We start from the raw sequence: 8,920 nt of genomic DNA, 5'->3' as shown, positions 1-8,920 counted from the left end.
TCCATTTTTTTCACTGTTTTTATGGAATCTGCGACAAACCCCAGGTCAACGCTTGTGCGCAACATGGCTTGCTGTCACAAATTCCATTTTTTTCAGCCGATTTTATGGAATCTGTGACAGTGGGGATGAAAACATCACTAGTTTGATAGGGTTGGCCTATCAAATTGCGGGTAAAGCGGCTCGAAGGCTTGGGAAACCAGCCAACTCACCCAGGAAACCAGCTCAAACCCCCCGGGAAGCCCTGGATTTTCAGCCCACCTGCCCCGAAATCAGGCAGATCTGACACACCCCACCACCCAGCAAAGGCAGATTTCACATCACCCACAACCCGCCACAACATTTCCCCAGCTCACACCCCCAAACCAAGATCCCACAACACAAATCTGCCTTCCCCAGGCCCGGCTAGGCCCCTAAGCTTGCCCAGCCTTGCCCCAAACTCTTCCACGCTTGCGCCGCCCCACAACCCAAACCACAAACACCCACCCCACAGAACAACAAGCCTTTCCAACTTCCGATAGTCAGTTCACTTAAATGCCTCCGAAAAACCAACGCGGAGTTTTATAGCACTGCTGCACAACAATTGCTGCCACGGTACACGCTAAACTTTTAAAGCATGTCGCTCGCTGCCTTGGTTACCGTGTATCACCGAATTCTTCCTGCCGAACTTTCGGCTTGTTTGGAAAGTTTACATGCGCAAACAAGTCCAGCAGATGAACTCGTGGTAGTTGCAGACGGCCCACTGCCGGCAACACTTGAGGCGATTATTGCGGATTCCGGCGCACGTGTGGTGCGGCTTGAACAAAATCAAGGTTCAGGTATTGCAGCCGCCGCAGGTATGAAAACTATTTCAACCGAATTTATTGCGCGTCTCGACGCCGACGACATTGCGCACCCCGAACGCTTTGAGCGTCAACTTGCGTTCCTGGCCAGCCATCCGGGCGTCGATGTTGTTGGTACAGCCATGGCGGAATTTAGTGATTCCACCGACAATATTAAGGGGATTCGCCGGTTGCCTTCCTCTCACCGTGAGATCCGCCGATACGCGAAAATTAATAGCCCAGTAAATCACCCGAGCGTTATGATGCGTCGCGACGCCGTCGAACGTGCAGGTGGCTACCTGGATGTTCACTTTATGGAAGACTACGATCTGTTCGCCAGAATGCTCGCCCAAGGTTCCCGCTTTCATAATCTTTCTGAGCCCCTTACGTTTTTTCGTACTTCCGATACCCAGTTTCAACGTCGTACTGGTAAGGAAATGCTTGCCGCCGAACGCCATATGCAACGCAACCTTGTGCAATATGGCTTGATTTCACGACCCCGATCATGGGTAAATCTTGTTGCGCGCACTGCATACCGCAAGCTTCCTACTCATGCCCTGCACAGAGTGTATCGGCGGCTCTTTCACCGATAATTCTTCACTATGCGTTAGCATGAGGAACATCATGCATTCCTCTGCTCATACTTACCAAGACACGTGGCTCGTTATTCCGTGCTTCAATGAAGGCTCCGTTATTGAAGACGTTATTCGCAATGCGCGGAAAACATTTCCGAATATTGTGGCCGTAAATGACGGGTCTACAGATGATTCTGCTGCCCGCATTCATGCAGCTGGTGCGCATTTAGTGAATCATCCCGTCAACCTTGGGCAAGGTGCCGCCATTCAAACTGGCGTTGAATACGCCCGCACCCAACCCGGTGCACAGTATTTTGTTACTTTCGACGCGGATGGACAGCATCAAGTCAAAGACGTGATAGCCATGCTTGATCGACTTCGCACCGAAAACAAAGACATTATTGTGGGCACACGCTTTGGCCGTCCGCGGTCTGCGAGTGATCAAGTTCCTTGGATTAAGCGTTTTGTGCTTAAGACCGTAGTATTGTTATCTCCCCGCACCCGCCGCCTTGGACTTACCGACGCCCACAATGGTTTGCGGGTTTTCAACCGCAAGGTGGCAGATGAACTGAATATCCGCATGAATGGCATGAGCCACGCCAGTGAGTTTGTAGCCCAAATCGATGAGCGTAACTGGCGGGTAGCCGAACAACCAGTGGATATTCTCTATACCGAGTACTCCATGAGTAAAGGCCAATCCCTAATTAATGGCGTAAATATTTTGGCGGACGGATTTGTTGCCAGGAGGCTTCCATGACCGGCACGATTATTATGCAGGTATTGCTGCTGCTCGCCACTGCATTCCTTGTTCTTTATTTTATTATTAACCGGAGGAAAGCCCGCGCAAAGGCAGGCGTAAAGATTGGCTTTTTGCTATTTATTCTTGTGGCTGTCTGGGCGGTCATTCGCCCTGATGACCTCACTGTTGTGGCAAACCTCGTTGGCGTCTCACGGGGAACAGACTTGCTGCTCTATGGCCTAGTCGTAGCCTTTATGTTTACAACGATCAGTTCATATGTACGATTCCGGGAACAAGAGTTGCGTTACGCTCGGCTGGCGCGCGCTATTGCGCTACGCAATGCAATCCGTCCGGATGACAATCCAGATGCACTCTAGCCAGACAGCCACGCTGCTTTCTTTTCGTTTTTATTCCCAGGAGTTTTCCCTACTGTGAGTTCTCAATTTCAGCAGGTCAGCAAGACCATGTGGGCTTTTCTTGCTGGCCTGGTCGTTATCGCAGGCCTTGGCGGCTATGTCCTTGGCGAGCGTTCTAACCCAAACGTCGAAACCACTACTTCCGCAAACAGTGTGCGTTCAGCTGACTCTCAAGCACCTGAGCAAAAACTTCAAGTACCCGAACCTGGGAGAAAATCTGCAAAGCCTACACCACAAGCGGACGGCACATTTGATGCCATGATTTTTGGCCCTGCTGGTGAGTTGCAGTCTCAGGACGATATTTTGAAAGTCCACCGTAGAGATCCAGCCGATCCATTTGCTATTGGCCCAGTTGATGCGCCAGTTGTTATTTCGGAATTTTCGGATTTTGAATGCCCCTTCTGTTCCCGCTTTGCCAATACCACCGAGCATGAGATTGTCACGGAATATGTGGAAAAAGGTCTTGTGCGGATGGAGTGGAATGACCTTCCTGTCAATGGACCTAATGCTATTTCAGCCGCGCAGGCCGGTCGTGCAGCTGCCGCTCAAGGGAAATTCCGGGAGTTTAAAAAAGCCCTCTATACTGCGTCAAAGGACACACCTGGGCACCCACATTTTGAAATCGATGATTTTATGAAGTTCGCGGAAGAAGCTGGTGTTCAAGATTTGCAGAAATTCCGTCAGCAAGCCACCGACAGCACCTTTACCGAGGTCATTGAAAATGCTCGGTCCTATGCCTCAGGCATTGGTGTGAATGGCACCCCAGGGTTTGTTATTGGTACACAATTTGTATCTGGTGCACAGCCAGCGGAAGTCTTCCATAAGGTTATTGCGGAAGAACTAGATAAAGTAGCCACCGGCAAGGTTTCCACCACATGATCGAGGTAGGTTTCCTTGGGGCTCTGTTTGCTGGTGTCCTTTCCATGCTTAGCCCTTGTTCAGCATTGCTACTGCCCGCGTTTTTTGCCTATGCGTTTCAATCGAAACAACAATTGGTAGTGCGCACTGTGGTGTTCTTTTTGGGGCTAGCCACCATTATGATCCCTATTGGTATTGGGCTTGGTGGCATTGGCGGTTTAGTTACGGAACACCGTGACACCCTGATTTCCCTTGGTGGTTGGATTATGGTCGCCTTGGGGGTATACACATTTTTTGGGTTTGGTTTCCGTATCCCTGGGCTAGCTCAGCTTTCTACCCAGGTTGGTGGCACTGGTTGGGTGTCAGTGTTTTTCTTAGGTGCTGTGTATGGGTTTGCTGGATTTTGTGCTGGTCCGTTGCTTGGGGCGGTACTCACAACGGCGTTGGTGGGCAGTAGCGCATGGTACGGGGCGTCGATAATGGCCCTGTATGCGTTTGGAATGACCGTTCCCCTTTTTGTATTGGCGCTGTGCTGGGACCGCTGGAATATCGGCGCAAAAACATGGTTAACGGGCCGCACTTTCACTATGGGAAAACTCAAGCTCAATACCATGACTATGGTGGCTGGCCTGCTGTTTATTGGGATGGGTGTGTTATTTATTACCACCCACGGCACATCGACACTGCCAACGCTGACCAGCACAGACACACAAGCAACTCTGCAGGAGACAGCTGGCAACTGGGCATCGCAGGTAAGCAATGCAGCTACGTTATTGATTATCGCAGTGATTATCGAACTCTTCCTTTTTGTTCGACTGTTGCGGCGCTAATGCCGTGAATCTATGCGAGCGACTATCCTCGGCGTCAATACGCCTATACATTGAGGAGTCAACCATTATGGAATCCCAGTCAGCCCGCGAGATAGATAAACTCATCCACGCCGTCGCCGACCTTAATAAAGGCACATTAAGGGAGTTTACCGCCACCAAAAAGTTTCTTGCCGACGCCGCGGAATCAGTGCAGTACTTCGCAAATACGGGCCAAACCAACGACGATATAGTTGTGCTAATCACTCGGATTATTGATGCCCACGCGGGCGCCCTTATAGACCTCGAACGCAGAATCAAATTTTTAGAAACAATGCGACCGCAAAACCCTTCACAAGAGTGACAAAACCACTCAACATAGAGGAAGAGCGAAATGTCCCCTTACTTCATAGCGATTCTCGTTTTCATGATCGCGTTTGCGATTGGCAACTTGATATTTAATGGTTTTGAATCAATAAACCGAACAATGATTGTTACAGCAGTTTCCATTGGGTTGGCAGGGATGACATATTTCATTTGGGGTCATGAGTTTTACCATAAAATTTAACCCTGACACGCCACCCCCAATTATCGAACACCTATAGTGGGCAGCAGAGACCCTCAAGGTGTTAGGAGCACGCCTTCATGTTGTCAGCATTATTTAGCTCACGGAGGCGATCGCTCATAACAGTGCTCGCTTGGTGCGCCATTATCATCGCTTTGTTTCTTATCGCACCTGGCGTGAAGGACGTGCAATCGGCGGGCGATAATGGTGCAGCGCCGGACGCGGCGTCGATAATTACGAAGGAAAAACTCACCGAACAGTTTGAAGGTTCGGACGCGCTACCTGCGATTATTACCGTTTCCGGCGACGAAGATAAAGCCACCAAAGTCACCGAAATCGTGCAAGAGTTGCGGAATACTTCGGAACGCTTTGGCGCACCGATCAGCCCGATGTGCCGCGGATTTTCGCCGGATTGCATCCCCGCCGACCCCGAAACATCCGTTAGCAAAGACGAGCGAACTCGCTTGATTGTTGTGCCGATCAGTGGTGAGCCTTCCGACGACGCATTTCGCAGCGACGTCGATACGCTGCGGGAAGCGCTCCCCGAGGGGACGCATGTGACAGGCCCCGCGGGGATTATTACAGACACGGTGAAAGTGTTTGCGCAGGGTGACCGCATACTCATGGTGGGCACGGTGCTGCTGGTGCTGGTGATTCTGCTGGCGGTGTATCGCGCGCCGGTACTGGCTATACTGCCGCTAATTGCGGTGACGGTGGCCCTGCTTCTCACACAGGCAATCGCCGCTATGTTCGCACAGGCAGGGTGGATCACTATCACCGCCCAATCCACCGCGATTATGACCGTACTCCTGTTCGGTATTGGCACAGATTACGCCCTCGTATTGACGTCGCGGTGGCGCGAATATTTGCGCGACGATCACCCGCCCACTGCGGCAATGGTGGAAGCGAGCAAGCACACAACATCGGTCATTCTTTCGAGCGCCGGCACCATCATCGTTGCCATGCTGGCGCTACTCACCACCGCCACCCCAACACTCCGGGGATTCGGTCCGTATTTCGCCCTGGGCGTGGGCTCGATGGCTCTGGTTGCCTTTACATTTCTACCCGCGATTATGGTGCTTACCGGGCGTGCTGCGCTCTGGCCCACAAAGCCTGAACAGGGTCAATCTTCAAAACTTTGGACCCGGATTGCCGATTTCACATTAGCGCACCCCAAACGTATTGTCGCCGTGTGCTTGGTAGTACTGGCGTTCTGCTCATTAGGGTTGTTGGGGTACCGGGAGACGTTTAACTTCACCTCCGGCTTCCGCGTTCCCACCGACTCCGCCGACGGCCAAACAGCACTCGCCCAGGCGTTCGGACCTGGCGAGATCGCCCCCACTACCTTACTGCTGGAGGGCAAGGATGCCGCCGACGCGGCCGCAAAAGTATCCGAAGAGTTAGATGCCGTTGCACGTGTTGCCTTCAACCCGCGTAACGACGTCGCCTCCTCCGGCGAAGCAGCCCGCATCACCGTGGTATTAAACGAAGACCCGTACTCCCTCGAAGCGCTCGAAAACCTGCCCGGAATTGTGGAGGATGCCCAGGTAATAGCCGGTGATTTGGTGACGGTTTATGCCAGTGGCGTAACCGCCGAAAACGCTGATATTCGCACCGCCATTGACGCTGACGTTCTCCTACTGATTCCATTGATTTTTGGCATCATCGGACTCATCTTGGCGATCCTTTTACGATCCTGGCTCGCACCAATCTACCTAGTGGCAACACTCGCGATTTCCTTCCTGGCAACCCTTGGTTTAACCACCTTTATCGCGGTGACAGCGCAAGGAGACGACGGCATCGGTGCACAAATTTCCGCATATATCCTGGTGTTCCTCACGGCCCTAGGCGTGGACTACACCATTTTCATAATGGAACGCCTGCGCCAAGAGCTACCCGGTAACACGATGACCGGCGCGTTGCGAACCGCCTTGGTTACCACCGGCGGAGTGGTTTCTAGTGCAGGGTTAATCCTTGCCGCAACCTTTGCGGTGTTAATGACACAGCCGATTCGTGAGCTATACCAATTCGGCCTCGCAATGGCACTTGGCATTCTGATTGATACATTCCTTGTCCGACCACTCCTTGTCCCCGCAATAGTCACCCTCCTGGGCGACCGTGCCTTAGCCCCACAACGCCCCGGAATATTAGTTAAAGACGCTTTGGAATAGAAGAAGCGTTGGAGAGTCTAGTTTTGGGCTGGCAGGCTGGTTTTGCGGCATACAGGCTGACTGCCCGTGGCTTCCTGGACGTGTCGGCCACTTTGCCAAGGGCATTGGCTGGCTCTCCTGGGTGTTTGAGTTGGTTTCTTGGTTGCGGGCTGGGCTTTCCCTGCGGTTTGATAGGCGCACCCTATCGAACTGGTGATGTTTTCATCCCCACTGTCACAGATTCCATAAAATCGGCTGAAAAAATGGAATTTGTGACAGCAAGCCATGTTGCGCACAAGCGTTGACCTGGGGTTTGTCGCAGATTCCATAAAAACAGTGAAAAAAATGGAATCTGTGACAGGTTCCCTACCTATCGTGTCGCAGATTCCATAAAATCCGCCGAAAAAATGGAATCTGTGACAACGAGCCCGACCAGAGCCCACCCCCCTAACCAAATCCCAGGTAACCGGACGCACACAACTAAACCACAAGCACACAACAAAACAAACCCCAAACCCCGTACAGTACATTCCTACAAGCGGGACGCGATTTTGTGCTTAGCCCCCATGACCCTGCTGCGTCGTTTGACACATGCAGCTAAACCCCTATTTTAGCTAACTATATAGTAGAGCCGCCTAGGGGAATCGAACCCCTGACCTTTTCATTACGAGTGAAGCGCTCTACCGACTGAGCTAAGGCGGCCGAACATCATGTTTATGTGATGTCCGCTATGAAAGATACCACAAGGTTGCTTGATCTGAAGAACTGGGGTTTAGCTCGCGCGACAGGCAAGCCGGATCCTGCCAACCATCGCATCCAATGCCACGATTGGCCGAACGTTCTGCCCGATGGCTTTTCGGCATTGGTTTATGGCATCAAGGCACGCCACAAGGTCACTTGGGGAATTCTTTTCCGCCAGTTCTTGGGAGAGCTTTTGAAAATCCGGGTGAATCACGTCTACCCCAGAATTCGCCTGGTTAATCAGCGCATCACGATATAGCCCTGCTAAATCCACAAGCGCCAGGTCTATTGCATCCCGCAAAAACCTCGTTCGACGTTTCTTTTGCTTTTCTTCCAGCTCATCTAGGATTTTTTTGGTACCGCGTAACGCTTTTGCGGCACCTTTGCCTTTTGCACCAATCCCCAAAGCGTTTTGCAGTGTTTCGAGTTCTTTTTGTTCCAGACCAGCGAGGGTGTTTTTTCCTTCTTCTTCAATGGTTTTTACTAGTACATTTGTTTCCCGGAATGCCAGATCACCTCGGTAGATTAGGGCAGCGAGATTCAGTACGCTGGCGCGTCGTTTTTGGGCTTCTTCGAATCTTGCTAGGTGGCGTGCCCGTCCGATATGACCAGCGGATGCTGCGGCCGCAAGGGACGCATGTGCCGAGGGAATGCCTTCAGATTCGAGTAATCGCGCTACTTCCGAAATCGGTGGGGTGGGAATATATACGTGGCGGCAACGAGAGCGCAGGGTTATTGAAATGTCTTGCGGGTCTGTGGATGGTGCGCACATAATAATTACGGTTTGCGCTGGGGGTTCTTCTACGGTTTTTAGGAATGCATTTGCGGCACCGTCGCTAAGCCGGTCGGCGTCTTCAATAATGACTACTCGCCAGGGTGCTGTGGTTGGGAGTTTTGCGGCTTCCGCAATCACTTCACGAATCAATTTCACGCTAATGGAAAGCTCTTCCGTAGCCACATGAATAATATCGCCATGTGTCCCTGCTAATGCGGTACGACAATCAACGCATTCCCCGCACCCAATCACATCAGGATTTTCACACACTAGTGCGGCTGCAAATGCACGGGCAGCAACGCTTCTTCCAGACCCAGGTGGACCGGTAAAAAGCCACGCATGTGTCATTGCTGCGGCGGGGCTTCCGGTGCGCGCAGCCTGTGCGGCGTCGAAAAGCACACGACGTACATACGGGCTCCCCGCAAGCCGAGTGAAAACATTGTTTTGAGTGTCGTTCACCTCCCCCACCCTATACGG

At 52.0% G+C, this 8,920-nt stretch carries 8 protein-coding genes and 1 tRNA gene; 7 read left to right on the top strand and 2 right to left on the bottom strand.

The window, feature by feature from the left end; translation table 11 throughout:
• Positions 1-613 precede the first annotated feature (613 nt).
• The 7 genes from CFREI_RS00935 to CFREI_RS00905 all read left to right on the top strand — a co-directional run bounded on the left by CFREI_RS00935 (position 614) and on the right by CFREI_RS00905 (position 6,948).
• On the top strand, positions 614-1,411 hold the full coding sequence (locus CFREI_RS00935) for a glycosyltransferase (protein ID WP_027011689.1): 798 nt from the start codon (positions 614-616) through the stop codon (positions 1,409-1,411).
• A 31-nt stretch (positions 1,412-1,442) separates the two neighbouring features.
• Positions 1,443-2,150, top strand: coding sequence for a polyprenyl-phospho-N-acetylgalactosaminyl synthase PpgS (gene ppgS / locus CFREI_RS00930; protein ID WP_027011688.1), 708 nt, complete (start codon positions 1,443-1,445; stop codon positions 2,148-2,150).
• Positions 2,147-2,509, top strand: coding sequence for a DUF2304 domain-containing protein (locus tag CFREI_RS00925; protein WP_027011687.1), 363 nt, complete (start codon positions 2,147-2,149; stop codon positions 2,507-2,509). The genes ppgS and CFREI_RS00925 overlap by 4 nt, the downstream gene beginning before the upstream one ends.
• An 87-nt stretch (positions 2,510-2,596) precedes the next feature.
• The gene (locus tag CFREI_RS00920) at positions 2,597-3,427 is read left to right on the top strand and encodes a DsbA family protein (protein WP_027011686.1); all 831 of its coding nucleotides are present in this window, start codon (positions 2,597-2,599) and stop codon (positions 3,425-3,427) included.
• Positions 3,424-4,236 carry a cytochrome c biogenesis CcdA family protein gene (locus CFREI_RS00915; protein WP_027011685.1) on the top strand — a complete coding sequence of 271 codons (813 nt, stop codon included), beginning with the start codon at positions 3,424-3,426 and terminating at the stop codon, positions 4,234-4,236. Before CFREI_RS00920 ends, CFREI_RS00915 begins: the two co-directional genes overlap by 4 nt.
• Before the next feature lie 67 nt (positions 4,237-4,303).
• The gene (locus CFREI_RS00910; protein WP_027011684.1) at positions 4,304-4,576 is read left to right on the top strand and encodes a hypothetical protein; all 273 of its coding nucleotides are present in this window, start codon (positions 4,304-4,306) and stop codon (positions 4,574-4,576) included.
• Between the two features lie 281 nt (positions 4,577-4,857).
• Positions 4,858-6,948, top strand: coding sequence for an MMPL family transporter (locus CFREI_RS00905; RefSeq protein ID WP_027011683.1), 2,091 nt, complete (start codon positions 4,858-4,860; stop codon positions 6,946-6,948).
• A 608-nt stretch (positions 6,949-7,556) separates the two neighbouring features.
• Here the strand turns inward: CFREI_RS00905 and CFREI_RS00900 are convergent.
• Both CFREI_RS00900 and CFREI_RS00895 read right to left on the bottom strand, forming a co-directional pair.
• Positions 7,557-7,629: transfer RNA gene (locus CFREI_RS00900), tRNA-Thr, on the bottom strand.
• 70 nt (positions 7,630-7,699) lie between these two features.
• Complete coding sequence (locus CFREI_RS00895) at positions 7,700-8,902, bottom strand: DNA polymerase III subunit delta' (protein WP_027011682.1); 1,203 nt, start codon at positions 8,900-8,902, stop codon at positions 7,700-7,702.
• Between the last annotated feature and the right edge of the window lie 18 nt (positions 8,903-8,920).

It is taken from the genome of Corynebacterium freiburgense (assembly GCF_030408815.1).
Classification (GTDB): Bacteria; Actinomycetota; Actinomycetes; order Mycobacteriales; family Mycobacteriaceae; genus Corynebacterium; species Corynebacterium freiburgense.
Note: the sequence above shows the minus strand (reverse complement) of the source record. Positions and strands in the feature narration are given on the sequence as shown.